The sequence below is a fragment of the Saccharopolyspora endophytica genome (assembly GCF_018070075.1).
Lineage (GTDB): Bacteria > Actinomycetota > Actinomycetes > Mycobacteriales > Pseudonocardiaceae > Saccharopolyspora > Saccharopolyspora endophytica.
This window is the reverse complement of record NZ_JAGPXE010000021.1, coordinates 1-25463: the sequence shown is the minus strand read 5'-3', so window position 1 is coordinate 25463 and position 25463 is coordinate 1. Positions and strand designations below refer to the sequence as shown.

30 protein-coding genes are annotated in these 25463 nt (G+C 67.7%); 25 read left to right on the top strand and 5 right to left on the bottom strand.

The annotated features are described in order from the left end of the window. Nucleotides 1–51: 51 nt before the first annotated feature. The 16 genes from KBO27_RS32015 (at nucleotide 52) to KBO27_RS31940 (ending at nucleotide 10772) form a co-directional block, all read left to right on the top strand. Nucleotides 52–441: a hypothetical protein gene (locus tag KBO27_RS32015; protein WP_210973599.1), complete on the top strand. Its 390-nt coding sequence runs from the start codon at nucleotides 52–54 to the stop codon at nucleotides 439–441. A gap of 124 nt (nucleotides 442–565) precedes the next feature. Beyond that, nucleotides 566–1441, top strand: coding sequence for a bifunctional DNA primase/polymerase (locus KBO27_RS32010; protein WP_246538698.1), 876 nt, complete (start codon nucleotides 566–568; stop codon nucleotides 1439–1441). Nucleotides 1442–1695: 254 nt separating this feature from the next. Then, nucleotides 1696–2712: a DUF4192 domain-containing protein gene (locus tag KBO27_RS32005; RefSeq protein ID WP_210973598.1), complete on the top strand. Its 1017-nt coding sequence runs from the start codon at nucleotides 1696–1698 to the stop codon at nucleotides 2710–2712. A gap of 180 nt (nucleotides 2713–2892) precedes the next feature. Continuing rightward, entirely contained in the window at nucleotides 2893–3459 is a 567-nt protein-coding gene (locus KBO27_RS32000; protein ID WP_210973597.1) for a hypothetical protein, read from the top strand. Between the two features lie 89 nt (nucleotides 3460–3548). Beyond that, nucleotides 3549–3767, top strand: coding sequence for a hypothetical protein (locus tag KBO27_RS31995; protein ID WP_210973596.1), 219 nt, complete (start codon nucleotides 3549–3551; stop codon nucleotides 3765–3767). 154 nt (nucleotides 3768–3921) lie between these two features. Further along, on the top strand, nucleotides 3922–4347 hold the full coding sequence (locus KBO27_RS31990) for a hypothetical protein (protein WP_210973595.1): 426 nt from the start codon (nucleotides 3922–3924) through the stop codon (nucleotides 4345–4347). Nucleotides 4348–4660: 313 nt separating this feature from the next. Beyond that, nucleotides 4661–5122 (top strand): hypothetical protein, encoded by a 462-nt coding sequence (locus KBO27_RS31985; RefSeq protein WP_210973594.1) that lies wholly within the window; start codon nucleotides 4661–4663, stop codon nucleotides 5120–5122. Continuing rightward, nucleotides 5119–5403, top strand: coding sequence for a hypothetical protein (locus tag KBO27_RS31980; RefSeq protein ID WP_210973593.1), 285 nt, complete (start codon nucleotides 5119–5121; stop codon nucleotides 5401–5403). The genes KBO27_RS31985 and KBO27_RS31980 overlap by 4 nt, the downstream gene beginning before the upstream one ends. 132 nt (nucleotides 5404–5535) lie before the next feature. Continuing rightward, entirely contained in the window at nucleotides 5536–6588 is a 1053-nt protein-coding gene (locus tag KBO27_RS31975; RefSeq protein ID WP_210973592.1) for a DUF4192 domain-containing protein, read from the top strand. A 127-nt stretch (nucleotides 6589–6715) separates the two neighbouring features. Further along, complete coding sequence (locus KBO27_RS31970) at nucleotides 6716–7090, top strand: hypothetical protein (RefSeq protein ID WP_210973591.1); 375 nt, start codon at nucleotides 6716–6718, stop codon at nucleotides 7088–7090. Continuing rightward, entirely contained in the window at nucleotides 7087–7332 is a 246-nt protein-coding gene (locus KBO27_RS31965) for a hypothetical protein (RefSeq protein ID WP_210973590.1), read from the top strand. The genes KBO27_RS31970 and KBO27_RS31965 overlap by 4 nt, the downstream gene beginning before the upstream one ends. Nucleotides 7333–7623: 291 nt before the next feature. Then, nucleotides 7624–8073: a single-stranded DNA-binding protein gene (locus KBO27_RS31960; protein ID WP_210973589.1), complete on the top strand. Its 450-nt coding sequence runs from the start codon at nucleotides 7624–7626 to the stop codon at nucleotides 8071–8073. A 109-nt stretch (nucleotides 8074–8182) separates the two neighbouring features. Next, nucleotides 8183–8680: a hypothetical protein gene (locus KBO27_RS31955; RefSeq protein ID WP_210973588.1), complete on the top strand. Its 498-nt coding sequence runs from the start codon at nucleotides 8183–8185 to the stop codon at nucleotides 8678–8680. Between the two features lie 93 nt (nucleotides 8681–8773). Beyond that, complete coding sequence (locus tag KBO27_RS31950) at nucleotides 8774–9319, top strand: hypothetical protein (protein ID WP_210973587.1); 546 nt, start codon at nucleotides 8774–8776, stop codon at nucleotides 9317–9319. A 278-nt stretch (nucleotides 9320–9597) separates the two neighbouring features. Next, the gene (locus KBO27_RS31945; protein ID WP_210973586.1) at nucleotides 9598–10248 is read left to right on the top strand and encodes a hypothetical protein; all 651 of its coding nucleotides are present in this window, start codon (nucleotides 9598–9600) and stop codon (nucleotides 10246–10248) included. An 89-nt stretch (nucleotides 10249–10337) separates the two neighbouring features. Next, complete coding sequence (locus KBO27_RS31940) at nucleotides 10338–10772, top strand: hypothetical protein (RefSeq protein ID WP_210973585.1); 435 nt, start codon at nucleotides 10338–10340, stop codon at nucleotides 10770–10772. 731 nt (nucleotides 10773–11503) lie between these two features. On the opposite strand, the gene KBO27_RS31935 is transcribed toward KBO27_RS31940, so the two are convergent. Next, nucleotides 11504–11953 (bottom strand): hypothetical protein, encoded by a 450-nt coding sequence (locus KBO27_RS31935; RefSeq protein ID WP_210973584.1) that lies wholly within the window; start codon nucleotides 11951–11953, stop codon nucleotides 11504–11506. Between the two features lie 881 nt (nucleotides 11954–12834). On the opposite strand from KBO27_RS31935, the gene KBO27_RS31930 reads away from it, so the two are divergent. Both KBO27_RS31930 and mobF read left to right on the top strand, forming a co-directional pair. After that, a complete protein-coding gene (locus KBO27_RS31930; protein WP_210973583.1) occupies nucleotides 12835–13896 on the top strand; it encodes a hypothetical protein in 1062 nt (353 codons plus the stop codon). A 384-nt stretch (nucleotides 13897–14280) separates the two neighbouring features. Next, nucleotides 14281–19329 (top strand): MobF family relaxase, encoded by a 5049-nt coding sequence (gene mobF / locus KBO27_RS31925; protein ID WP_246538709.1) that lies wholly within the window; start codon nucleotides 14281–14283, stop codon nucleotides 19327–19329. Nucleotides 19330–19465: 136 nt separating this feature from the next. On the opposite strand, the gene KBO27_RS31920 is transcribed toward mobF, so the two are convergent. Further along, a complete protein-coding gene (locus KBO27_RS31920; RefSeq protein ID WP_210973581.1) occupies nucleotides 19466–19663 on the bottom strand; it encodes a DUF397 domain-containing protein in 198 nt (65 codons plus the stop codon). Nucleotides 19664–19683: 20 nt separating this feature from the next. Beyond that, complete coding sequence (locus tag KBO27_RS31915; protein ID WP_210973580.1) at nucleotides 19684–20505, bottom strand: helix-turn-helix domain-containing protein; 822 nt, start codon at nucleotides 20503–20505, stop codon at nucleotides 19684–19686. A 396-nt stretch (nucleotides 20506–20901) separates the two neighbouring features. Between KBO27_RS31915 and KBO27_RS31910 the strand changes: the two genes are divergently transcribed. The 6 genes from KBO27_RS31910 to KBO27_RS31885 all read left to right on the top strand — a co-directional run bounded on the left by KBO27_RS31910 (nucleotide 20902) and on the right by KBO27_RS31885 (nucleotide 22976). Then, entirely contained in the window at nucleotides 20902–21108 is a 207-nt protein-coding gene (locus KBO27_RS31910) for a hypothetical protein (protein WP_210973579.1), read from the top strand. Next, a complete protein-coding gene (locus KBO27_RS31905; RefSeq protein ID WP_210973578.1) occupies nucleotides 21105–21410 on the top strand; it encodes a hypothetical protein in 306 nt (101 codons plus the stop codon). The genes KBO27_RS31910 and KBO27_RS31905 overlap by 4 nt, the downstream gene beginning before the upstream one ends. Before the next feature lie 201 nt (nucleotides 21411–21611). Beyond that, nucleotides 21612–21851: a hypothetical protein gene (locus KBO27_RS31900; RefSeq protein WP_210973577.1), complete on the top strand. Its 240-nt coding sequence runs from the start codon at nucleotides 21612–21614 to the stop codon at nucleotides 21849–21851. 94 nt (nucleotides 21852–21945) lie between these two features. Then, on the top strand, nucleotides 21946–22353 hold the full coding sequence (locus tag KBO27_RS31895; RefSeq protein WP_210973576.1) for a hypothetical protein: 408 nt from the start codon (nucleotides 21946–21948) through the stop codon (nucleotides 22351–22353). 2 nt (nucleotides 22354–22355) lie between these two features. Further along, the gene (locus KBO27_RS31890; RefSeq protein WP_210973575.1) at nucleotides 22356–22538 is read left to right on the top strand and encodes a hypothetical protein; all 183 of its coding nucleotides are present in this window, start codon (nucleotides 22356–22358) and stop codon (nucleotides 22536–22538) included. 177 nt (nucleotides 22539–22715) lie between these two features. Further along, the gene (locus tag KBO27_RS31885; RefSeq protein WP_210973574.1) at nucleotides 22716–22976 is read left to right on the top strand and encodes a hypothetical protein; all 261 of its coding nucleotides are present in this window, start codon (nucleotides 22716–22718) and stop codon (nucleotides 22974–22976) included. Between the two features lie 343 nt (nucleotides 22977–23319). Here the strand turns inward: KBO27_RS31885 and KBO27_RS31880 are convergent, their stop codons facing one another. Both KBO27_RS31880 and ku read right to left on the bottom strand, forming a co-directional pair. Beyond that, the gene (locus tag KBO27_RS31880; protein ID WP_210973573.1) at nucleotides 23320–23628 is read right to left on the bottom strand and encodes a hypothetical protein; all 309 of its coding nucleotides are present in this window, start codon (nucleotides 23626–23628) and stop codon (nucleotides 23320–23322) included. Between the two features lie 143 nt (nucleotides 23629–23771). Then, nucleotides 23772–24572 carry a non-homologous end joining protein Ku gene (gene ku / locus KBO27_RS31875; protein WP_210973572.1) on the bottom strand — a complete coding sequence of 267 codons (801 nt, stop codon included), beginning with the start codon at nucleotides 24570–24572 and terminating at the stop codon, nucleotides 23772–23774. A gap of 262 nt (nucleotides 24573–24834) precedes the next feature. On the opposite strand from ku, the gene KBO27_RS31870 reads away from it, so the two are divergent. Further along, nucleotides 24835–25023 (top strand): hypothetical protein, encoded by a 189-nt coding sequence (locus KBO27_RS31870; protein WP_210973571.1) that lies wholly within the window; start codon nucleotides 24835–24837, stop codon nucleotides 25021–25023. Nucleotides 25024–25463: the final 440 nt, after the last annotated feature.

Below are 25463 nucleotides of genomic sequence, written 5' to 3'. Positions count from 1 at the left end.
GTCCCGCACAACGGGACCGGCGTTTCCCATTCCCCGAAGGGGGATTCCACAGTGAACACACCTATTCAGCCGCTGCGGGGTACAGCGACGGTGCGGGTCCTGCACAACAACAGCCCGCAAGCCCAGCTCTACGGCTACACGTTGCTCGACACCCTCACGTGTGTCTACGCCTACGACGACCCGGACCTACACCCCGAAACGAGGGAGATCGAGGTCGCGGAGCGCGCTTACAACATCTTCACCGTGGGACACACGCCCGCCTACGGCACACCCGACCCCCGCGCCGCGGCCTACCGGGAGCAGGGCAATCGGTCGCTGTCGGTGGGCGACGTGGTGTGCGTGGACGGGCGCTTTCTGGCCTGCGAGCCCTTCGGCTGGAACGAGATCGACCCACCCCGCGAAAGCCCACAGAGCGTCCGGGAACCCACACCGCACGCCTGAGGCGATGCGGGGCGTCCTGCCCGAGCTGCGACGAATTTCGCTCCGTGGTGCCTACATTGGAGTCTAGGAAGGACCGTGCACCATGTCACCCACACCCAACCGCGGATCACCGACACCGCGCCTGATGCGCCTCGCCCTGGACGCCGCAGCGGCAGGGCACCACGTGTTCCCGCTACAGCCCCGCAGCAAAAGACCGGCCATCAGCGAGTGGGAAACCGCCGCGACCACCGACCCCGAACAGATCCGATCCTGGTGGCACCGAGCGCCCCGCAATGTGGGCATCGCCTGCGGCCCCAGTCGACTGCTCGTCGTCGATCTCGACATCCCACACCCCACCGACCCATCACCCGAGGGCGGCATGGTCGGCAGCGGACGCGGCGTGCTCGCGGCGCTCGCGGAAGCGGCAGGCGAGACATTTCCCGACCACACCTACACGGTGACCACCCCGACCGGCGGGCAGCACCTGTACTTCACCGCCCCACTCGACCCAGAGCTGCGGTGCACCGTGGGGCGTCTCGGCCGGTGGATTGATACACGAGGAGCCGGCGGCTATGTGGTCGCGGCCGGATCCGTGCGCGCCGAGGGCCGCTACCGGGTGCACCGCGATCTGCCGATCGCACCGCTGCCGCAATGGATCACCGACCTCCTCACACCCCACCCGAATCCCGAGTCGTCGGACCTGCGGCTTCCGCCCGAGCGTGCCGCGGCTTATATCGACGCCGTGATCCGCGGTGAGACCGACATGGTGGCCCGGGCGGTCACCGGGCAGCGCCATCACACGTTGCTGAAGGCCGCCGGTTCGCTCGGTCGGTTGGTCGGCGGCCAGGAGCTCGACTACGCCGTTGCCGAGAACACCCTCCGCCACGCCGTCGAAGGGCACCTTGGCCGGGACGGCTTCACCACCGGCGAGGCCGAGAGCACCCTCCGGTCTGGTCTGGCCTGGGGCATCCAGCGCCCCCGTCGCATCACCGATACCCGCGACCCTCCAGCCCAGGCCTAACCAGGGGGTCCTCGGCAAGCCGTGGGTAGGCCTCGAAGGGCCTGTCGATCGGCTGCGCAGCACATCAGACCCCCGGTCGGGGTGGCAAGGGCGCCTGCGGCGTCGCTGCGCGATGTGCTGCGCACACCCCCGCCACCCCGACCGGCGTCCTGATCCCGCCTATCGCAGATCGACCACCCCTTCGCACCCGTCACCTCCTGGTGGCGCGGGTGAAGGGGTCATTCATCCTGTCCTACTTCATCAGGGAGAACACCATGAACCATCCGATCTCGGTGCCGCTGAACACGATCGACGACGTGCTGCCTGCACTGCCTCACATGCTCGGGTTCTACCCGACCGACTCGCTGGTCATCGTGACCATGCACGATCACCCCAGCGGCCAGACACGGCTCGGCGCCACTGTGCGACTCGACCTGCCCACCACCCAGGAGTACACGGAGTTCGTGTCCTTCCTGGCCAACGTCCACGGACCGTTCCAGAGGCTGCGGCCCGATGGGCTGATGCTGTTCGTCATCACCGACTCCGCTCCTGATGAGGGGCAGCGGTTGCCGCATCACCGGCTCGTCGACCAGCTCAACGACGCGCTTCCCGCAGTCGGATTCCCGGTACGCACCGCGCTGTGGACTCCGGCTCTCCGTCACGGTGCCGAGTGGTTCTCCTATCTCGATCCCACCCTGCGCGGCACGGTTGGTGATCCGCAGGCCTCCGTGCTGGGTGCCGAGCTGACCGCACGGGGCAGCGTGCTGTTTTCCAGCCGCGAGGACATCTGCGCGCTCATCTCCCCCGAGCGAGACGGAGCGACCGCGGCCGAGTGGGCCGTCAAGCTCGACGGGCTCGGCCTCGACGACACCCACACCGACGCGGTCGACGAGCGTGTGGAAGCGATCACCGAAGCCATCGCGGGCATCGCCGGTGACGCGTATCCCGATGAGGACTCGCTCGTGCGGATCCTGCACTGGATCTCCGACAGGCGCGTCCGCGACGCGCTGCTGCCCACCGCGCTGGGCGAACACGCCGATGCCGCGGAAAACCTCTGGATCACCCTCGTCCGCAAGGCACCGGCACCCGAGATCGCCGACGTCGCCACGCTGCTGGCCGTGTCGACCTACGTGCGCGGCGAAGGAGCCCTCGCTCACATCGCGATCAATCGCGCTCTAGAGGCCGACCCCGAACACACTCTCGCCGACCTGATCCGCCACGCCCTCGACAGCGGCATCCCGCCGTCCGAGTTCGCACAGTTCCTCCAGCACTACACCGACACCACGAACTAGCAGCAGAGCATCGCGCACCTGGCTGTCACGGCCCGGCTTTCGTTCGGTCACCACACCGCCCGAAAGCCGGGCCCTTTTATGTCTCCGGCATCCGATTCCCGCGACTGCGCGCCGCCGGACGTGCCGACCGGACACCCGATTCCGACTGCAACCCACTGTATTTGCGTGACGGAGAATCCTATGTTTACAGAACTCACCGACCTCATCGACGATGTGGTCCGACAGTTCGCTCCGGTGCGGGACATGATGGACTGGGCCGAAAACGAGATTCGCGCCGCACGACGGCGCCATCCCGCCCACGCCGACACGCTGCACCACAGCTTCGCGCTCCTGACCCCCACCAGCGACCGGATGCGCACGGAGTTCGTCTACCGCGGCCATGCCCGCGAACTCCTCGACCGCGTCGCCCAAGGCGACGACACCCGGCCCGGCACCGCCGCCGAGATCGTCCTCGCGTTCAGCCACGCCAGCCAGACCGCGCCGCTCAACACCACCGCGACTGGGCTGATGTTTCGCATGTGGCAGAAGGCCTTTCCTGACACACCGATGGATATCGACGACGATCAAGAACACCGGGAGAAGCTGTACGGCAGCAGCATCGATGACGCCGAAGCCGAGGCCCGCACCAAGCTCGCTATCTCCGGCCGTGTTCTCGGGACCATCAAGTGCTGCGGATGGCACCACGGCGAACCCGTCGCGTGCAGCTACGCACCGACCCAACTACCTCTGGGACCCAACACCGCATAGCCCCAGAAACAGGCAGTGCCCAGGATCCTGCTCCAACCCACCCGCGCGTCCTTCACACACCCGCGTGGGTGTTCCCGCTGGGAGAACCCGTGACCATCCCGATTGCGGTGCCCTCGTACTACGACCCTGGCGAGATCCTGGCCGAGGTCTTCGAGGACGGGATACTCGCCGACGACCTCGCCGTGTTCCTGACCTGCATCGAAGTCAACGTGCTGGCCGGATTCCTGCACGCCACCGGCCGCCACGACGGAGGCGACTACTGGCTCCGATCCCACCAGGCCGGCTGCGACGCACCCCACCGGCACTAACCACCCCTACCCGGCCCCTGGCCAGACGCGGCCGGGTAGTGCTCAACACCGACTGGAGTGGCTCATGCACTCACCTGCCCGATCACCCGTCCACGGGCGGCACGCCCTGCGAACGCGCCGGCGCCGTGGGCGTCGTGACGTAGCATCACTGGCCATGCGGTTCCAGCCCGTCATCGTCTATGCCCGGCTCTGCGGCGCGGCCGGGCTGGGTGTGCTGCTGGGCGCCGCCGCCACCGGCCTCCTGAACCTCCTCACCGGCACCGTGTTCACCCACCAGCCCTACTGGCTGGCCGGAGTACCGGTCCTCGCAGTCCTCGGCGCCCTCGCAGGGCTACTGGCAGGGTGGACGACCCGCCGGTGGTTCGCACCCGCCGCCCCACGCCGCCGACTGCTGTTCACCATGGGCGGTGCTATCGCGATACCACTGGCCACCGCCGTCCACACCGGCTCCACCGGGCTCGCTTTCCTCCTCATCCTTGCCGCGGCCACGGTCACGATCACCCTGTGGATACGTGGGTTCCGCAGAGAGACCGCGCAAGCACGGGCGATGATGTTCGGCTACCACCGCCGCACCCGCTAACCCCGCCACCCTCCGGCCCGGGGAGCCCTGCTCGACACCATCGTGCCGGGCTCGTCCTGACCAAGGGACAGGATCGGGTGGCCGATCGCGGTGCGTGTTCTGCCTGCCGTGAGCCTGCTGGATCGCGGGCCGCTCCACGCAACACGGCACCCCAGAGGGGACCCCGCCGTGTTGCGTTCCGGACCCGCGATCCAGCCCCCGCGGCCGCAGGCAGAACCACCCACACACCCGCCACCGTCAGGGTCGGTGCCGTTCACGCAGTGGGGGTTGGTCTGCCCTTTTTCTGTCCCTTCTGGAAGGAAAAGGAGCCGCGATGTTGCCCAATGTCGTTGCCCAGCGCCACGATCCGTACCACACCCGCATTCTCTACGGCGATCACGTGATCGGCATGCTCACCGAGCACCCCGACCACAACCGCGTGCGGGTGCTGTTTTCGACCCCAACCGGGCGGCGATTCCGGCTGCCCGACTGCGACACCCTCTCCAGCGGCACCGCGTCGCTGATCGTCGCGGCGCTGAGCTACCACTACCAGCCCCACCAGATCACCATCTGCAAGGCGGACGAGCGCTTCGTGCTGCGGTGTCCCACCTGCCACGGCATCGGCCTCCCGCACAACCTCAAATACGGCACGAAGCAGGCCGCGCTCGACCGCGCCAAGACCGACCACGCCAGCCTCGCCGGGCATCCGGCGGTGCTCGTCGACAGGCCGCAAGCACTGCCCCCGGATGTGGCTCCCGACAACGCCGTGCCCAGCAACGAATCGAGGACCTCGTGAACGACGACCTCAGGGCACAGTTGCGGGAGGACCCGCTCGTCCAGGACTTCGCCGACCGAGTCCGGCACTGCGGCCAGCCGCGGTCGTTCTTCGAAGCCCTCGATGGCAGCCCCTGCCCGCTCTTCATCAGCTCCATCCGGCGCGGCTACCCGCAACGAGGCGGCACGATCGACGCTGATCCGGCAGTGATCGCCGGGGTCGTCATCCAGCTTGCTTTCACACCCACACCCACCCCGAGCTTGCTCGACCGAATCCGCGCGTTCCTGCGACGCACCAAGTAGCTCACCCGCGCCCTCAGCCCGGATTTCCTTTGCCATGAGGGAAATCCGGGCTTCTTCGCGCGCACCGCGCCTTCCCATCCTGCGCCAGAAGCGGGATGAGCTGACCGCATTCGTTTTTTGTTGGGAGAGATAATGAACGACCGTCTCCACGCACGTGAGGGCATGGACGGGCCGAGTGATCTGCTCGCAGCCGTCCCCCACCTGATCGGGTTCTATCCGGCCGAGTCCCTGATCGTGCTGACCTTCCACGACGTGCACACCGAGCCGCATGTGAACACGGCGATCCGGATGGACCTGCCGAACCAGGGCGAGTACGACTGCATCATCGCCAGGGTGATGCCTGCGTTGCTGGCCGACTCGGACATCGAAGGCGTTGTCGCCATCGTGACCACCACCGTCGATAAGCACGCTGGCCACTGCCTGCCGCACGCCGAGCTCGTGACCAGGCTGGCTCGTCGTTGCGGCGAGCTCGCAGTGCCGTTGCTGCAGGCGTTCTGGACCCCGGAGTTCCGCGCCGATGCCCCGTGGGGCTCCTACGCCGACCCGCGCCTGTCCGGAACCATCGCCGATCCCGCCACCTCCGCGCTGGCGGTGGCCTCGGCGCTGGCCGGTGAAGTTACCTACGGCAGCCGGGCCGAGATGACGAACCTGCTGTCACCCCAGCACGACGAGGACACCGCGGCACGATGGAGCGCTGCGCTCGACGCCCTCACCGAGCACCCCACGACCGGCACCGACAGCGAGCAGTGCGCTGCCCAACACCGGCTCGTGCTCGACACGATCCAGGCGCTGGCCGAGGGCGGCGAGGTTGACGAGGACATCCTCATCCGCGTCCTGCACGCCATCGGCGATATCCGGATCCGTGACGCCGTGTTCACCACCGCCTTGGGACCCCACTCCCGGGCGGCCGAACGGTTGTGGATCACCCTCATCCGCTCCGCTCCCACCGGCCCTGAAGTGGTGGAAGCAGCGGTATTGCTGACGTTTTCGGCATACGTACGCGGACACGGCACGCTCGCGGCCATCGCAGCCGAGCGCGCGCTGCACGCCGATCCCGACCACACCCTGGCCCGCCTTCTCGCCCAGGCCATGGCCTGTGGCATCGGCCCGAACGAGATCGCCCTCATCGCCCATGCGGCCACCGAACCCGGCCCGGATCACAGCCCGCTCGGTAGCCAGCCGTAGCACCCCCGCGTGCTCTGCCCGAACAGCCGGTCGAGGGCCGATACCCGCCTGGACCGGCCGTCCCCCGCAGGTCGCGACGTCATACCGACCAGACAGGGCACATTCGATCACGATGGAGAGGACGCTCATGACGTTCCCCGAACACCCCGCCGCACGCATCAAGGCCGTGGAAGACGCCCTTGAGCAAGCCCGGCGCGACCACGACGCGTTTCGCGACACGGTGCGCGACCGGATCATCCAGGCCCACCGCAACGGTGACATCTGCCTCGACGGCATGAACGACGGTCTGCGCGACCTCGGCCTCCCGGAGTACGTCGCGGGCTGGAAGGGCACCGTCACGCTCACCGTCGAAGTCTGCGTCACCGGAACCAACTGCGACGACACCGCCCGCCAGTGGGCCAAAGACGCCCTCGAGTTGTCCTCCCAGGATGACGACGTTCGCATCGACCACGTCGACCGCTACGCCGAGGAATTCACCGAAGCCGACGAGGAGGATGTGTGAAGACTCCACACGACCTCCGCGTTCTGGCAAGCAAGGCGCTCGTGCGTGCTCGCGCGGGTGAACCAGGCATGCGCCGCTACGCCCGCGGTCTGCTCGACGAAGCCCGCCGGCGTGAACTCACCGCGCATTCGCTGGCCGTCGGCCGCCGCAACGTCACCCCCGACAGCTACCGCACCTTCCTCCGCCACCAGCTCACCACCCACCAACTCTCGATGTCCACTATGGATTCGAACTGCGCGTGATTTCCCGATTCGGCGGGGGTTCGCGGTGGGTGGCGCTGTGAGGTGGCGTGTTTCGGGACGGATGCGTGGCTGTGGGTGTGTCGATCTGTGCGAATGAGATCAGGAGGAACCGGGTGGCGCAAGGGCGCCTGCGGCGTCGCTACGCGATGTGCTGCGCACACCCCTGCACCACCCGCCCCGCCCCGATCGCGCGGTCGCAGATCGACACCCCACAACCACCCAGTCACTACTGGCTGGTCGTCGGGTGTCGGCGCAGGAGGTAGCAGATTCCCGTGAGTGAGGCGGTCCGTTGTGGCTGGAGAAACCGAAATCACCCTGGTCGGTAACCTGACCGCCAACCCCGAGCTGAAGTTCACCCCGTCCGGGGCGGCCGTCGCGAACGTCACCGTCGCCAACAACCCCCGCTACTTCGACCGGCAGTCTGGGGAGTGGAAGGACGGCGAGTCGCTGTTCCTGCGTTGCAACGTCTGGCGGCAGCTGGCGGAAAACGTCGCCGAGACCCTCACCAAGGGCAGCCGGGTGATCGTGCAGGGCCGGTTGAAGCAGCGCAGCTTCGAAACCCGTGAGGGCGAGAAGCGCACCGTGGTCGAGATCGACGTTACCGAGATCGGACCCTCGCTGCGCTACGCCACCGCCACGGTCAACAAGGTCACCCGCGCCACCACTGGCGAGGATCTCGGCGACGACCCCTGGGGCGCCGCACCCGCCAACACCGATGCCGGTGACACGCCGCCGTTCTAATCGCCACCCGAGGTGGGGGTGCCGACAGTGCCCCCACCTCTCCTTCGTGTACCAGCAATCCCTGGTGCTCGCAATCACTGCCTGCCGCACATTCTTGCGAGGAGTCAAGGTGTTTCGTGTTGAAATCACCCGTTACGAGGGCCTGCACACGTGGACAGAGCGGATCCAGTGGGCCGATACCTGGCATCATCTCAGCGCGCTGCAGGCGCTGGAGATCCTCCGCTACCACTGCTCCGGTTTCCTCGCCGAGGACACGGTCACCACCGTGACCGATGAGGACACCGACAAGCCCATCGACGACCGAGAGCTGGCGCGCATCGCGCACAACCATGCTCATCTCGATCACACGCAGCGATCACGCTTCGCTGAGTGGGTGAGCTCCCAGGTGCACGACTTTCTCTGGCCGTGGGACGACGGCGTCACCCTCGCACCTCCGCCCTGGTCCTACTGGCGCCGCGCCGCCTGCTGGACCCGCAGAACCCTCGGCCGCCACCTCGACGAGTGGCTCATCGACAGCGTCAACCGCTCCCACACCGGCTTCCGGGAAGCCCTCGAGCGCCACGAGGAGCTGATCAGCGCCGACCCGTCACGGTGCTGGCGCTGCTAAGACCGCACCACCGCCCGACGGCACGCCCCTGTTCCACGCCTGCCCCCAGTCTCGCCGACCGGTGGGATTCACCATCGAAGAACGGAGTCAGTCATGCAGCAGCACTCGAACCCGGCCACCAAGTCCCTGTGGGAGCCCTCCACGCCAGGGCTGATGACCGCGGTTTTGCTCGACGAGCAGGGCGCCCGCATCATCGAGCTGCCCTGCCAGCAGCCCGAGGCGGACATCGCCGAGCGGGTCGGGGACCCGCGCGCCACGCGTGTCGATTTCACCCAGGACACCGTGTTCTGGGTCGGTGAAACCGTCCAGCACACCGCCGAGCTCAACGAGGGCGCCACCCGGTTCCTCTACGGACTGCTCAGCACCATCGCCTCGGGCGACTACGCCGCCAGCGACCCGGCCGCAGCACAAGCCGTGCTGAACACGCCCGGCTACGTTCCAGCGCTCTACGGGCACGCGATCATCACCGGCACCACCGACGACGGCACGCCCGGCCCGCTGGGCGAGGCCTTCACCCGCTGGTTCGAAGCGAGCCTCGCCTTCGAAGCCGAGCTCAACGCCGTCGCATCCCTCCTGCAGGAACTCGGGCTGTACCCCGCCACGGTCGTCGACGTCCCAGACAACCGCGACTCCGACTGAGATCCCCGGCCCGGGATTCCGTCCCGCAACCGGGATCCCGGGCCGGGCCTTCCCGACCTCGCCACGCACCGCGGCGACCAACCCGCCCAACCTCGTCGAATCGCGGCGCACCCGGGGCTCTGGGGCGGGTGGCCCGGCGGGTGGGGCGAGGGGATCGTGCCTTGGTGGGGTGGGGAGGTCCAGCACAAAGACGCTGGACCTCCCCACCCCACCAAGGCCTTCGCACAAGCGCCCCACCAACCGGTGGAAACCCGCCCTGTGTGAAGGGAGACCCTGCCATGCACCAGCCGCCCCGTGACGTCTTCGACGAGATCGAGCAGCTACTCACCAGCATCACCGGCCTCACCCCGCCGGAGCCGCCCTCGACCGCCGCTGGAATCTGGGATGTCTCGGGTCCCGACAGGATGCGTGCCGTCCTACTCGGCCACGTCGGGCTCGAACTCATCGACATCCCCCGCAGCCAGCCGTTTCCGGCCATCGCCGAGCAGGTCGGTGACCCACTGCCCGAACGGGTCCACTACACCCCGGACGTCCTGATCTGGGTCGGCGACAACAGCCGCTACACCGGCCAGCTCAACGACGGTGCCACCGGCATCATCTGTGAGCTCATCTGCGATGTCGCCAACGGCACCTACCCCTCCACCAAGCACGGGCGCACCCACGCCCAGCAGCTGGCCGCCACACCGGACTTCATCCCGCACCTCTACGGCCCGGTCGTGCTCACCGGCGCCACCGAGCACGGCGAGCCCGCCCCGCTCAGCGACGCCTTCCGCCAGTGGTTCGACGCCATCCTCGACCAGGTCGCCCGCACCGCCCACGCCCAGGCCGCAGTCGTCGTCGACGCGCTGCTGCACCTGTTCGGGCCCCTCGACGTCCCCCGCCCGGACGGTGCCGACACCGACGGGCCCGGCACCGCCGGCATGAACTGAACTCCCTCCCCTGGAGCCCGGGTGCTCTGGTCCGTCGGGCCAGGGCAGCCGGGCTCCGTTGTCTCCTCGATCAGGAAGGGCTCTCGATGTTGCCTGCACCTACCTACCGTCCGGTGACACCGTTTCAGCATCTGGCACTGCGGAAGGCGCTGTTGTTGCTCTCCGCCGTGCTGGTGAAGGGCACCGGGATCACGGGCCGGTTTGAGTCGATGCTGATCCCGGGCGAACGGAGCATGGACACCGCCCCCGCCGTGTGGACGCTGCTGTACGTCTGCGGGCTTCTGATCGCGGTCTGGACCGTCGACGCCGTGCTGCGTCTTCTGATGCGGTCGGCAGGGTTGCGTGTTCTACCGTCGCTGCGCGGGGTGTATCTCCTCGACCGCCACCGCGCCTACCGCGACCCGGACGACGCCGCCGAGTTCGTCGTCCGGCACACCGTCACGGGCGCGATCGTCCACAGTTCCTCGTCCTACGACGACATCGAAGCCTGGCTCGTCCAGCACGACGACGGCAACGACTCGTGACCGCCACACCGGTTCCGGCATCCGACCCGGAGGTCAGATCCCGGCCACCTGTCTCACCGACTCTGCTCGAACACGTCGACACCGGCGAGGAAGGGACCTGCCTCATGCACCACCGGACGCGGTGGACGCTCGTAGCGTGCACCGGACACCGCCCGCAGCACCTGCCGCCCGCCAGCCTGCAGTGGCTCACCAGCGAATTCCTCCGCATCGTGGTGCGGTTGCGGGAGGAATGAGGCAGCCGCGTCGCGCTCAGTGGTGGCGCGGTCGGAGCTGACCTGCTGGGGTCGAAGCCGCCCACGCCGCCGGACTCATCACCCGGCTGCATCTGCCGTTTCCCGGCCACGAGGCCCGCTGGCCCCAGCAGTGGGGCGACCGGCTGGCCGTCGCCCGCGAGCGCGCCGAGGACGTTCTCACGCTCGGCCAGCACATGACGTCGCGCTGTTGCACCGGGGTAACGCACGTCTGGTCTCCGACGGCGATGCCCTCGTCGCCGTCCACGACCCGCGCCGCCACGGCGGTGGAACCGCCTCGACTATCCGCCGCGCACGCCACGGTGATCTGCTGATCATCCGGGTCGACGTGCGTCACCGCCGCATCACCCTCGCAACCTGACCCGCGGAACCTAACCCGTTGCCGGTCGGGCGTCCCCGGTCTTACCCAGCGTCGCGCTGCCCACCATCCTGTGACGCATCCCTGTCCAGCATCGCCGCGTCCGGCGACCCGGCTCCCGATCACCTTTGCGGGACGGTATCCGGCGGTTCTGCGTCCTCACCATGAGGTGCAGGTTCGTGCTCGCCGGTTACACGCACCGGAGATGAGTCCCGATTCGCGTTCCCGGAGCGTCCGGTGTTGATCAGCCGTCGTGCTTCCTTCTCGCTGCGCAGCTCCAACAGCTCGGCTACTTGGGCTGCGCTGCGGCCGCCGTGTTCGTGGATCGCCCACGCCGCCGCGGCCTGCCGACTGTGCTGCCCTGCGACGCGCTGCTCGGATTCGGCGCGCACGTAGTCGATCTTGCGGCGCAGGGCGTCGAGTTTGTCCTCCAGCGCGGCGTGTTCGGCTGCGATGATCTCCCCGGCGTCGACGAACTCGACCAGGTTGTCCTCCACCAACTGCTCACGCTCTTTTTGTGCGGCGAGCTGCTCGGCGTTACGTTCCCTCGCCTTCTGCAAGCTCTGGCTCACCCGAGTGGAACGACGCGGCCTGCGACCCCCACGGGATGCTGATGCGGTCATCACGCTCTCCCTCCACCGGAATGGTTCTAGCGTGACTCGACGGTAAGCAGCCGCAGCGGGGATCCGTCGCACCTCGCCCACATCCATGCCCGTGACGGGCACTCGGGCTGGAGAAGAAAGAGGCGGGGGTGCCCGGCCCTGAGGCAGGCACCCCCGCGCGCCGAGTGCGTTAGCCCCGCAGGGCTAACCGCCACAGCGCGGCGGCTCCGCCAAGACCACACCCGGCAACCGCCCGACACGCACAAAGGCCCACAGTTAGCCCGTCGCGCCGGACGCGTGATCAGTGTAGCCAGCCGAGCACCGGCGCCGGGCCAGCTGACCGAAACGTCGTCACGTCCCATCCGGTGCAGGGATCGGCGGGCGGGTTGAGTGCCCGGCACCTTGAGACAGCCGGGTTCCGGTGGGCGGGTGGTTGGTTTTCCCGGCGTTTCGACGGCCGGATTGTCTCGGCGTTTGGGCCCACCGCGTCAAGGGCACCCCGGAATACGCACACAATTCTTCTCCGTAAACTCCGAAGAATTGTGCACCCATTCCGGGGCCCCACCCTTGACCCGGCGACCCCAAACGGAGTGATGGCCTCTATCGAAACGACGGCGAAAACCAACCACCCTTGCGTGCATCGCCCAAGACGTGTTTTCGCATGTCGCAGCGCTGTTGAATTGAATTCGATTGACTCATCGAAATCACTCGAAAGCACCATTGGCGAAATCGCTTTCGCCCTGCATTTATTGCCCCAATTTGGATAGAATGGTAGTGCATCAACCGGGAACCGCCAATCCCGGATTTGCTACACATCAACCACAGTATTTGGGGTTTTTATGTCGCATTCTGTGACGATTTCCGATTCTGTCGCCTCGGTGGCCGCACTGCTGCGCACCGGTAACTTGCGCGCCGCGCGGGAGCAGTGGTCCGTGACGCTGACCGCCGCCGATGACACCGAGCTCGCCGCGCTGCTGGAGTGCGGCCGGATCCTGGCGTCCTACCCGCGCACCGGAACCACCCTTTTGCGTGGCTACTGGCAGCGCGCTACCGACCCGCGCGTGCGTGCCGTCATCGAAGCCTGCGCACCCCGCCCCGAGGACCAGTCCACCCGCGAACCCGAGCCCGCGCCGGAGGACGGCCCGCGCTGGGACCGCCACAGCATCCAGCGCGCCCGCGCCTCCCGACGACGCGGCGGCACGGTCACCCGCAGCCGTAACCCGCAAGCGCGGCGGGACCGTCGTCAGCGTCGCCAAGCCGCCCAGTCCCTGGCCCTCCACCTCTCCTACACCGACACCGAAGACGGCCCCGCCCCCGACACCACGACGCAGCGGCCCAGTGGCGGACACCCGGGCCACGCCATCGACTACGAACGCCTGGCAGTCGATCCCGCCGCCCAGGACCGCGACAGCCGCGACCCGCGCCGCACCGCCGTGCGCGGCAACGGCCGCCCGTGCGTGGCGCTGGGTTGCCACGTGGAGCCCAGCCGCGCCGACCGCCAGCAACACGACGGGTTGTGCGGTGAGTGCCGCGACGCCGAACGCCCCGGCATCCAGGTGCCCGACGACGCCAACCGTGCGCAGATGCTCGAAGCCCTCTGCGCCTACATCTGGGAGCACTACCCCGCTGCCCTGAACCATCTCCGGCAGGAATGGGCGCGTCACACTGGGGCCGACCGCGACACCATCGCCGCGTGGGTCACAACCCACGTACCCCACACCGACAAGGAAACAGCGAAGGTGGTGCAGCTGGCCGCGTGCGCGACGTGCGCCGCCGAGCGCGGCCCGCGTGATCTTCGCCAGCAGCCCGCCGACGACGGGCAGTGCGCCAGCTGCCGCACCCTCGACAACCCGCCCGCGCCGGAGAACGCGGCGACCGCCAGCGCGGCCGAACGGGTGCTTGCCGCCGCCTAGCCCTGCTACCGCACCGCGCGAGACCCCCGGTCATGAGACCGGGGGTCTCTTTTCGTGTGCGCGTCCGTTGTTCTCGCCTTGCTCCGGCCGGTTCGTGTCGTGGCTTGGTTGTCGCGGGTCGGCTGTCGTGCCCGCGTGTCCAGTTGGTGCCGTGGCCTAGTTGTCGCGGCTGGTCACGTTGCGGCCGGCGCCTCACCTCGCGATCGCGCCGGCGTCTGTTCGCCGGCCCCCTCACCTGGCACACAGCACCTCTTGCACTTGAAGTGCTCCCCGGAACTGTATCGATTTCGTCTGCGACAGAAGCCCCATCCATGCGGCCTAGCGTGAAAGCACGTTCGCGCATGTGATTTCAGGGTTGGGGGCGATGTGATCGGTGTGCGCAAGATGTCGCCCAGCGGTCACGAGTACCTGACTGGCAGCGTCGCCTGCGGCGACCGCGACCTCGATGCGGGTGAGTCCCTGGCGGACTACTACACCGCGCACGGCTACCCGCCCGGGCAGTGGTTCGGCCGCGGAGCCGCCGAGCTGGGTGTGGATGGTGAGGTGACCGCGGCGCAGATGCAGGCGTTGTTCGGTGAGGGACGACACCCGAATTCTGACCGGCTCGAAGCCGACCTCATCGCCGCCGGGGCCTCACCGAAGGAGGCGCTGGAGGCCACCAAGCTCGGGCGACGGTTCCCGCGGCACAGTGAGATCGACGACCTACGCACCCGTGTCAGCGACGCCTACAAGGCCCACAACCTCGAACACGACCGCCCCATCGGGGCGCCCATCGACGAGGCCACGCGCGCCCGCATCCGGCACGACGTGCAGGCCCGGGCCTACGCCGACGCCCACGACGGAACCCGGCCCACTGACACTGAGCTCAAAGAGTGGCTGGCGCAGCAGAAGAAGCGGATGAAAAACGCCACCAGTGGCTACGAACTCGTCTTCGCCCCGCCCAAATCCGTCAGCGTCGCCTGGGCACTGTCCGATGAGGCCACCCGCGAACAGATCGTGGAGTTGCACCGCCAAGCCGTGCGCGACACGTTGCAGTACTTCGAGGACAACGTCGCCCACACCCGCAAAGGCGCCGGCGGCTACGCCCAATACGACGCCCGCGGCATCACTGCCGCCTGCTTCGAGCACTGGGATAGTCGCGCCGGAGACCCGCACCTGCACACCCACGTGCCCATCAGCACCAAAGTCCAGGGCCCCGACGGAACCTGGACCAGCCTCGACGGGCGCACCGTGCTCGCCGCCGCGGTGACCACGTCGGAGTACTACAACAGTCGTCTGCGTGACCTGTTTCGCGAGCACGGGGCGTCGTGGCGGTTGAAACCCACCGGCGGGATCGACCTCAAACGCCCTGTCTGGGAACTCGACGGGATCCCCAACGAACTCTTGGCCGGGTTCTCCCGACGTGCCTCTGCCGTGGAGCAAGAACGCGCCCGTGCCATCGTGGAATTCCGCGACACCCACGGTCGTGAACCGTCACCGAAGGACATCCTGGAAATCGGGCGCCGCGCCCAGTACGGCACCCGAGACGCCAAGCAAGCACCCCGCACGCTCGCCGAGCACGTACGGCGCTGGCGGGCTCAAGCCCGCGAGATCCTCGACCCGGACACGCTCGCCGGCCTGGGGCAACGGGGCTTCGGTGGCGAGCCCGAAGCCCTCGCCGAAGTCGATGTCGCCGACCTCGCCGCCCGCACTCTGGCCACGGTCTCCGACCACCACAGCCACTTCAACATCTGGAACATCGAAGCCGAAGCGCACCGTCAATCCGCCCACCTGCGCGTACCGGACAACACCCGAGACACCCTCATCGCCCAGATCGTGGAAGCGGTTCTGCTCGACTCCGACACCGTCGGCTTGCAGGCGCCCTCGCTCGTGGACGAACCAGCCGAGCTTCGCCGCGCCAACGGCGAAAGCGTGTTCACCGAGCACAACGCGCAGCGCTTCACCACCCACCGGACCCTGCGCGAAGAAGCCGCCCTCGCGGCCTGGGGACGCCGCCGAGACGGCACCCGCATCAGCACCTCCGCGGTCGAGAAGGCCCTGCGGGGTACGAAGCTCAACGACGGCCAGGCCAAAGCGGTCCGCGCGTTCGCCACCTCAGGACGCCGCGTGCAGCTGCTCTACGCACCGGCCGGGACCGGCAAGACCACCACCATGCGCGCCTTCGCCGAAGCCTGGCGTGCCGAGGCGGGCACGGTGTATGCGTTCGGCCCCAGCGCCCGTGCCGCTCAAGAGCTCGGCAACTCCATCGGCGCCGAGCCGCACACGCTGCATCAAGTCACCACCGCGCAGAAGTTCGGATTCGCGCAGTTCGCGTTCCCTTTTGCCCGGGGTGATGTGCTCATCGTGGACGAGGCCGCGATGGCCGGCACCCACACCCTCCACGCCGTCGTCCGCTACGCACTCGACCGCGGCGCCGACGTGCGCCTGGTCGGCGACGACCGCCAACTCACCGCCGTGGAGGCCGGTGGCGCGGTGCGCTGGTTCGCCCACCGCAACGGTGCCCTGCGCCTCAACGAAGTCGTGCGCTTCGCCGACCCCGACCAATCCAAGGCCTCCCTCCTGCTGCACGACGCCAACCCTGCGGGGCTCGACTACTACTTCGAGCAGAACTGGGTGCAGGCAGGCAGCCGGGAGACCATGCGTGATGCCGCCCACCACGCCTGGCGCAACGACCTGGACGCCGGGTGTCCGTCGCTGCTGATCGTGCCCGCCAATGACGACGTCACCGCCCTCAACCACCAAGCCCGCCAACTACGCCTGCGCCGCGGCGACGTCGACCACGCCGGTCGCAGCGTCGCGTTGCACGACGGCACCCACGCCAGCACCGGAGACCTGGTCGTCACCCGCAGCAACGACCGCCTCACCACCCTGTTCCGGGGCAAGGACTTCGTCAAAAACGGCGACACCTGGACCGTCAAGGCCGTCACCCGCAGCGGAGGACTCACACTCCGCCACCACACCCACAAGGCCACGGTGACGCTGCCCGCCCACTACGTCGCCGAACACGTCGAACTCGCCTACGCCACCACCGTCAACCGCGCCCAAGGCATGTCCATCAACGGCAACGCCCACAGCCTCGTCACCCGCGGACTGTCCCGCGAACAGCTCTACACCCAGATGACCCGCGCCATCCACCACAACTACAGCTACGTCGAAACCCTCCAGCACACCATCGACTCCCACCAGGAAACCCCACCCGAGAGCACCGCGCTCGGTGTCATGAAGGCCGCCCTCGAGCGCTCGTCGGCCGAAACCTCGGCCACCGAGGAACTGCGGGGCTCGCTGGAGAAAGCCGAATCGCTGCGCACCCTCATCGGGCACCACGACTTCGTCGCGCACCTGCACACCGACACCCGCATCGAATCCGTGCTCACCGACCACGCCCCGCACCTGCTCGACCATCCCGCCGCACCCGCCCTGCGGCAAACCGTGCGCACCGCCGAAGACCTCGGCTGGCAACCCGAACACCTCATCCTCGCCGCCCTCAACCAAGGCCCCCTCACCGACACCGACGACCCCGCCGGTGTCCTGCAATGGCGCATCGCCCAACGCCTGATGCACGACACACCCCCGCCCCGCCTCGGCGCACCCACACAGCACCAACTCACCCACTGGCGTGCCCTCGTCCAACACCACAAACCCACCGCCGACGTGAACGAACCCGCGTGGGACCGCGTGTGGAAGCTCGCCGCCGCCGGCGTCGACGAGGGCCTGGACGGCGACGCCGCCGTGGCCACCGCGGCCCGCCAACTCGCCCAACGCCCCGGCCACGACCCGATGGAGGCCCACCGCTACAGCGCCGACACCGTCACCGCAGCGCTGGCCGAGCAGCGCGCCCACGGCCACGGCTGGAACCCCGTGCTGCCCTGGCTGGCGCGACCCGAAACCCGGGTTCTGTCCGAGGACATGAACGACTACCTCGAACGGCTCGACGCCGCGATCCACGCCCGCCACACCGAGCTTCGCGCCCAGGTCTCCGCCGACCCACCCGCCTGGACCGCCTCCCTCGGCCCACGACCCGAAAGCCCGGAAGCGGCCGAACGCTGGGACAGCATCGCCGGACTCGCCGCCGCCTACCGCGACACCTACAACATCACCAGCAACGACCCCGCCCACCCCCTCGGACCACGACCCCAAGGCAACGGACTACGCGCACGCGCCTACGCAGACCTCCTCGAACAATGGCGCCCCGCCGACCACACCCACGAACAAGCCGACGCGGTCGAACAGCTCCGCACCGACATCGACACCGACGAACTCCTGCGCACCTTCGCCGAGCCCCTGCACCAGACCGCGACCGAACCGCTCTCCGTACTCGTCGCACAGCATCGCGACCTCAGCCGTCAACTCATCGACCACGTCTCGCGCCAAGCCCTGTCCGAACACGCCCCCAACGCACTCGGTCAACCCGCCGAGCCCGCGCTGCTGGCCACCCTGCGGCGCGCCGAAGCACAAGGCTGGCAGCCCGACCGCCTCATCGCCCGAGCCGCCACTACCCGCGGCCGCGACCACACCGACGACCTCGCCGCCGTGCTGCGGTGGCGCATCGAATCCCACATCGCCGACCACCAGCCACCCGCGCGCACCACCGAACCCACCCCTGACCAACTCGACCGGTGGCGCGACATCGTCACCCGCTACACGCCGAACACCGAAATTACTGACGACTGGAAGCTGGTTTGGCGCCACGCCGCCGCCGGCGCTGCCACAGGCCTCAACGTCGACACCGCAGTCGCCAACGCAGCCCGCAAGCTCGCCAACCGGCCGGCCAACGACCCCATGGACGCCCACCGCCACACCGCCCAAACCCTCGTCAACCACCTCGCCCACCAATCCCAGCACCGCGCCGACAATTCTGGGCTGCCGTGGCTGGATTGTCCGCATCGCACCTTGCACACCACTAATCCCGCTCTCGGGGACCGGCTCGACGAACTCACCACCACCATCCACACCCGACTCACCGAAATCCGCGACGACGTCGCCACCGACCCACCCGCGTGGGCCTCCAGCCTTGGTCCTCGGCCGCAGGAGCCAGCTGCCGCTGAATCCTGGGACAACGTCGTCGGACTCGCCGCGGCCTACCGCGAGACCTACCGCATCCACACCACCAACCCAGACGTGCCACTGGGCCCAGAGCCCAGCGGCCCTACCGCCAAAGCCACCGCTTGGCGGGACATCACCGACAAATGGAGCACCATCATGACCAACCCGAACCAGCACTTCCAACGCGACGACGCCCTCGAACGCCTCGAAGCCCTACGCGACCAAATCCTGGAAACCCACCAGGACCACCACGACGAACACACGGAACAACACCTTGACTACCGCGACGACGCGATCCGCCGCGCCAGCGAACACGACCACGACGACCGCTACGGCTACGACGACGAGCACGGCCTCGATCACGGAAGCGGTTCCCACCAGGGGCTCTGACCACATCCCACCGGCCCGTAATCGACCCGGTCGGATGTGGTCACATGACCCAACTGCTTCATACGGGTCTAAGGCACCTGCTGTAAACAAGGTGCCCGCCTGGCGAGCTCGTCAGGCGGGCACCTTGTGAGGTTGGTCAGGCCTCGAAGCGGTCCGATTTGATCGCGTCCAAGAACGCCTGCCACTGAGTGGGGGTAGCGGTGAAGTAGCCCTGGCTACGGTTCTTGGTGTCGCGCACCGCGGCACCATCGCCGTACTCGGCGACCTCGACGCAGTTCTTTTCGCCGCTCTTGCTGGATTTCCGCCACTTGCCAGGACGGGGTACCGTCGTCATGGGAATTTTCTCCATTTCCGTCACACCAGATCAGCGATGAGCTCAGCCGACTCCGCCGGGCTCATCGCTTTTTCGCGCAGCGATTCCGCCGCGACTTCACAGCGGGTCACCGTTCGCCGATCGGTGATCGCCGCCGTTGACCCGAGATGTTCGAGATACACGACCGGTGTCGTGTCCTCAAACGACATCAGAGTCCATGACCCGTGCGTCATTTCAACCAGCGGGGTATCCAGACGGACGACTCGAATCGTGACGTTGTCACGTTGTCCGAGCTCAATGAGCCGGTGGAGTTGCCCACTCATGGCCTCACGGGGACATGTCGAGTAGCGCAGCGCGTACTCCCCGATGAACGCCTCAAATCGCTTCGACGTGGGATCGGTCAAAATGTGCTGTCGTCCGAGCCGAGTCATGGCTTGCTGTTCAGCCTCAGCACGGGCAGCGCCGAACGCTGCCACGGTTGCCGTGGCGTAGTCAAACGTTTGGCACAGGCCAGGGATGAGCATCGGCTCGGCGGCAAGGATCTGACTCGCGGATCGCTCGTATTCGCCGAGCGCCGCGAGTTGTTGGTCAACGCCAGGCGCGAGCCAGTCCGGATCGGCAGCCTCGCGAGCAAGTTTTAGCAGTCGATCACGCTCGGCACCGTTCACACCGCACACAGTGAGCACGCTTGCCGTGTCTTCCGGGGAAGGTACGAGCTTGCCGTTTTCCCAACGCGATACGTAGGAGTGACCGCGCCCGACTCCGGCCCCGACCTGCGCGGTTGTGAGTCCGGCGGCGTTGCGGTGCTTTCGCAGCTTGGCTCCGAGCTCCCGAGCGCGGGGAGTACCTGCTGTGCTGGCCATGAACAAGATGCTAGCGCGTGAACACCCGAATACGGCACGTCACCCGGTGGGAGTATTGCCCTCAATGTTCATGAACAAGAAGATGTGTTCTGAACATAAACGTGCGGACATGTACTTATCGTATGGTCCCGCATCACGCTCACGGTGAAGGACTGTTGCCATGTGGAGTCCCCACCCGTTCCATTGGGTGCCCGCGGGAGGCCTGCGCCACGCAAGCACAGACCCGCACCCCAACGGCGGGCTCGCCTACCCCGACAACACTGAGGTTGGTGTGCTCTGCGGCGGCACGCATCGCGCGCACAGCGGCGACGAATCGTGGCTGTGGCCCGTGTGCGCACCGTGCCGAGCACACACCTACGAGCTGTCAGGAATCATCCCGCCGGTGGCGGTGAGTGCATGAAAACGGGCCAGACCGCCAACCTCATGCGAGCAGCCATCGTCTCGATCGCCGCAGCGATCGACAACGTCGAAGCCGGGCACCTGCGCGCCGACGAGCGGGAGGAACTCGCGCGAGTGTGCGACCGGCTCGCCGGTGCCTTACGCGCCGAGGAACGGCCGGCCGCGATCGACGGCGACGTGATCTCAGTGGTGATCGAGAAATGACCCAGTTCGCTCAGCTCTCGACCCTCATACTCGGCGCCTTGCTGTTGGTGGGGCTCTGCGCATGGCTGGGCCGTGGCTACTTCGGGACACCGGGCAAGCACGGTGGCGGTGTTGAGGGTTCGCTACGCGTGTCGCAGCTCGTCGACCAGACGGAGCGCGAACCTCGATTCGCAACGATCGCCGGGGACCTGGCCGGCGAACTCGCAGAACTCGAACAGACCGCGGTCCTCGGCCCGATGCGATTCGGCGACTCGATCGATGGGCACGAAACTGGGACGGCCCGCCCCTACATCGGCTCTTGACCTGTCGTGCTCCGACACTTCCCCCATCGGACGCCGCCGAGTGTCGGAGCTCGGCCGCGTGGCTCGTCTGCCGCCACGCGGCGCCCCGTCGACGCGCAGTCACACCACGTCGACGGGGCCCCTCGGGGGCCTGGTGATCCCCCGAACACCAGGCCCCCGAGGGGGCAACCCCCCTGCCTTTTCGTGATCAGGAGAGCGCGCATGGTTCTGCACCCCACCTCGTGGGTGGAAGAGGGCGGGTGGACGTTCCGGTGGGAACGCGGCGACGAGCACATGGTCGTACTGCGCGGCGTCGGCCTCGGGGCAACGTGGGATAACCGCCGCATCGTCGCCCGAATCCCCGTCAACCCCGAGGGCTGGCGCGACGACAACGACCTCCTGACCCGCGCGCGCGAATGGCTACTGCAGCAGCAGGCCAACAAGTCCCAGCGCCGCTGTTGATCCACCCCCCACATCTCCCGCTCCGGTGCCGTGACGTTCCCACCACTCCTGCCGGTACCGGAGCGGGTTCCAACCGTGAAAGGCCCTGTCCTGTATGCGTGATCCCGATCGATGGCTGCGCCTCGGTGTGCACTGGCACGCCTATGTCGAGATCGACGACGGCGACTCGTTCGCGACCGTCTCCACCCGTGATGACCGGCTGCGGATGGTGCCGACGACGGTGCTGATGACTCCAGAGGACGTGTGCGAGTGGGTCGCGGCGATGACCCGCAAGCACGCGCACCCCGAAACGGTGCATCTCATCGGCCGCACCAACAGCGGGAAGGAGAGTTGGGGCTGCATCGGGGACGAGGGCCACGTCGCCCACGATTTCGCGGACAACCTCGAAGTTGCCAGCAAGGGCGAGAGCCTCTACTACCACTTCCGCCGAGAAACCGACCGGATGCGCCTCTGGACGGAAGCGGTCATCGAGTGCCGGGAGGCGCACCACGATGAGAGGTGAGCATGACGCGAACCCTAGAGCGCCCAACGATCCCCGAGTGCGAGCTGCAGGAACTCCTCGCAGACGTCACCAAGTATCTACTCGGACTGGGCAGCAGCGGCGTCTACGGCAACACCTGCCCCAACTGCAGCGGACCCATGATCCCACCACAGGACGGCGGCGATCCGGTCTGCCCGAAATGCTGAAAATGCGCCGGTCAGGAGAGTGCACCTCCCGACCGACGCGGTGGTAATGCGGAACATCACCACCACGCAGCCTAGGCGGCCCTAATCGTGGCCGCCACCAAGTCGCGTCGCACCTGCCACCCCCCACCCCTCGGCCAGGTGCGACGCGACGTCCATTCCAACGACGAGAGGGAACGAATGTCCTCTATCGAAGAGCTTCGGATCGCACTCGCGAACTCGCACCGGGTCGGAGCCCTGGCGGCCCAGGGGTTACAGCAGGCGATCGACAACATCGAGGAGCTGCAGGGCACGGTCTCCTCAGCCGCGCAGGGTTCCAGCAGCGATGTGCTCAATGGCGCCACTGCGGCTATCGAGCAAGCCCACCAGCTGGCCACCGAGGCCTACCCGGTGCTGTACAAAGCCCTCACAGACCTCAACGACTACGACTCCCAGCTGTAAGTCAGCACGGGTAGCAAACGCCAAGACGCCCGTCACCCGGTTCGCGCGACCGAGCGTGACAGGGCGTCTTGGCTTTGACCTCTCCCGAGCTCGGAGTGGCGAACCAGTACGGCTATCTCCTGCCGGTCACCCCGCCGATCGTCGGGTGCGGCATGGTGCTTGATTTGAGCGAACTTCAGGAAGCAACGCAGTTGAACCGGGCGGCACGCAAGCGCCGCTTAGCGCCACCACCACGGCACCCGAGGCCCGCAACGGACAACGCGGAGCAGGACAACCTGCCAGATGGGCTTGCGGAGAAGTAGGCGATGCGCGAGCGTCGCCGATGTCGACGCGCCCCGAAGGGTTAGCGGCGCCTGATCGCGTGGGCCGGTAGCCACCACACGTGCCGCATCCCGCCCGCTCCCGGCGCGTCGCCGCGGTGCACGCGAATCCGGACCTCGCCCCACCAGCGCCCGGCAGTGTCACGCAGCCAGCAGGTGAGCTCACCGTCGACGGTCGCGGTCATGTCCCACCCGTCCGGCAGCACGCCGCCCGAGGCCGGCGGCTGGGTCACGAACGCCTCGGCGAGGTCGACCCGCACCGGGACCGGTGGGCGCTGCTGCCGGTCGTCACCCGGTTGTGCGGGTGGCCGAGCCTCGACGTGTTCGAACACGTGGTCTAGTATGGCTGATGTGTGCCTCGACAGCACACTCTGTTCACCGAGGTAGGGGAAGTGCCGCCGGCGAACACGACAGCGCCCCGCATCACCTGGACAAGGCGACGCGGGGCGCTTCGTCGCCTTCGGGCTTGCCACCGTCATCCGGTTCCACGCTGCTCAGCGGTGCGCGTCTGGCGCGCTTGGTCGACGCTCGCCCGCAGTGCCTCTTCGAGGTCGGCGGCTTCCTGGGTACGCGGTTCCGGAACGGCGATCTCGCGGTGGGCGAGTTTGGCGTCGATCAGCGCCTGCAGGGCCTCGCGCGAGTGATCTCGGTAGCCGGTGAGGTCGAACGTCGTGCTCGCCAGCGACAGCACCAGCTGTTCGGCCATCCGTTGTTCCTGCTCGCGGGGCTGCGGCGTCTGGTCGGTGAGCCATCCGAAGTCTGGTTCCCGCACCTCGTCCGGCCACAACAGCGTGACCAGGCAGATACCCGGCCCATAGGGTCGCAGCAGCGCTAATCGCTCGCGGGTCCGGATCGCTACGCGCCCGAGCCCGACGTGGCCGGTGTCGATCATGGCGTCACGCAGCAGGCTGTAGGCGCCGAGTGCGACCTGGCGCGGCTGCAGGAAGTACGAGTGGTCGAACAAGATCGGATCCACCGTCCCTGCCGGGACGAATTCGGCTACCTCGATGGTGTGTGCACTGGGCAGCGGCAACTCCGCGAGCTCGTCGTCGGACATGACCACCATTCGGCCGTCCGGCAGCTCGTAGCCTTTGGCGATCTCCTCCCACGACACCGGGCGGTCTTCCGCGGTGCAGACCCGCTGGTGGCGGACCCGGGCCCCGTCAGCTCGGTGGACCTGCCGGAAGCTGATCGAGCGCGACTCCGTCGCCGCGGCCAACCCGACCGGGATCGCGACGAGCCCGAAACTGATCACACCGTTCCACAGCGTTTGCACAGCGCCAGCCTGCGCCCGGCCGGCGGGTCGCGCCCAAGGGCTTTCGACCCTTCACACCTCCACGCCCTTCCGTCGAACCTGGCGCCACCTGCCTGCGTGGCGGAAGGACGACCAGGCCGCTGGTCGCCCGCCAGTCCACTGACATCGACGATGACCCGCCGCCAGGTGGGCCCATCAAGGCACAGCCATCGAACCCGTGTGGCGCTGCCCTCCCAGCCGGGTAGCTCGTTCGGGAGAACGCCCGTTACCGGATGATGGCGGCATGAACGAGGTCGAACAGCGCCGCCTGCGAGCAGCGGCAGCATCCGATGGATTGAATGCACACCTGCGGTCCGACGCAACGGACGAGTCGCAGACGGAGGCCGCCCGCCACAACCTGGCCGATGCTCTCGCCAGCTACCGCCGAGCCCTCAACGCCCGGCCGAAGCCACCAGGCGACTCTACGACCTGAATCACGCTAGCCGCCAATCCCCTCCTAACGACCGGAAGCAGCGCCGGGGGATTCGACGGATTCATTCCTGGCGGACCGCCGTGCTTTTCGAGTCCAACGTCCGTCTTCGACGGCTGCACATGCGGTTTCCCAGTCGGACTCCGTCAACGATCCTGCGGTCATCGACCAGATCTTTCGACGGGCCCGTCGCCCTTCCATTCCGCCTCGGGCGCATTCATTTCATTCGATACTGACACTACTGCGGTGGCCCAACCGGATCACCGTCACCTTCGGAGCAGGTCGTGCCACACCCCCAGGAATGTGCAGAGCAGAAGGGACTGTCGGGGTAACGGTGTTTCCAGCCTGACGCGCCGGGCGTGGGTCCGGCGGGATGGGCACTGTGAGTGATGAGCTCTGACGCTGTGAGCGCAGACCGGAAGAAGATCGGCAAGTCGGATCGG